The organism is Vibrio sp. Vb1337 (genome assembly GCF_033338715.1).
Taxonomy (GTDB): Bacteria; Pseudomonadota; Gammaproteobacteria; order Enterobacterales; family Vibrionaceae; genus Vibrio; species Vibrio alginolyticus.
This window is the reverse complement of sequence record NZ_JAWOTD010000162.1, coordinates 1-1217: the sequence shown is the minus strand read 5'-3', so window position 1 is coordinate 1217 and position 1217 is coordinate 1. Positions and strand designations below refer to the sequence as shown.

Sequence of the window (1217 nt, the reverse complement as noted above, 5' to 3'; positions counted from 1 at the left end):
AAGTGACATGTTGGTCATTGCTTTAGACATGGTCATATCCTTTGACGTTGTTTCGTGCTTTGGCACCGTGATGACTGGTTGGTGCATGCTCTGAACATAAATATTGAGCGATTGGCATGTAGCAGCGTTCCGCGCTGTATAGCTGTGCGACATTTAAGGCTTCAAGTCCCATTGTGACCTTCATCCACGGTGACTCATTAAGCAGACGAATCGCGTTGTGCAGAGAAGCCGCATTATTCGGTGTGTATTTGATGCAGTTCTTTCCATGAGTCAATCCGCGATCCCAATAGCTATCATCGTGAGGGATAACCACACACATACCGGACGCCAGTGCTTCTAAAATGGAAAGCCCGAAAGGTTCGTTCACGCTGGTGGAAACAAAAACACCACACTGTGCACGCAATTCGTTGAGGTTGTTTGGAGATTCATACCAATCGACCCCTTTGGTATTAAAATCCGGAGTGGAATATTCAACGCCTGGTACATTCGGTTTGATGTAACAAATGGTGGATTGAATGGTGGTGGTGTTTTCTAGCGTTAGGGCATCCAGCAGTAAATCCACGTTTTTCCATTTCAACAAACTTGCTGCCCAAAACACGCGATTGGAGATTGGATTAGCTTGTTTCGGCCAGCGTTCGCGAGAAAGGCCGTTCACAAATGTGGAGGCGTTCAATGTGCTCCAATATCTTTCCGTCGCAGGTTTTGGTGTTTTTAAATAGGCTTGCAACGCGTTAATCAAGGATTCGCGAGTGTTTGACAGATAGTAGATAGAGCTGGCTTTTACTAAGCAGTAGCCGGACGATCTTGCGACGCCAACAGGTCCGTGAATCATTTGTACCACTGGCTTGCGGCTGAACAATCTCATCAGGTACAAAGGCATGTCATTGCTTGGGCAAGAAAGCCCCAAGTACCAATCTATTTTTGGTAGCTTCATGCAAACCTTGAGCAGTTGAATCAGGTAAAACGCGTTCATCAACCAATAGATAAGGCCGTGAGTGGAGCAAAACGGCGCCGCTTTTATGTTGAGAATCTGGATGCGTGGCGTGTCTTCCAAAAGTGGCGTCCAATGCTCGGGCTTTGTTGTCACCAAATAACCAACAACGTTGAGCTTATTGCACTGTTTGAGTAGCTCTGCATTGGCGATTTTTGAGCCGCCTTGCATTGGAATCGCATCGAACATCAATACACGTTTCATGTTCTGTTCCTCAGTTGATGCT

At 46.3% G+C, this 1217-nt stretch carries 1 protein-coding gene; it reads right to left on the bottom strand.

Annotation, left to right across the window (positions count from 1 at the left end):
- Window positions 1-22: 22 nt before the first annotated feature.
- Window positions 23-1195, bottom strand: a complete 1173-nt coding sequence (locus tag R7E42_RS24715; protein WP_318073191.1) for a glycosyltransferase family 4 protein — start codon at window positions 1193-1195, stop codon at window positions 23-25.
- Window positions 1196-1217 lie beyond the last annotated feature (22 nt).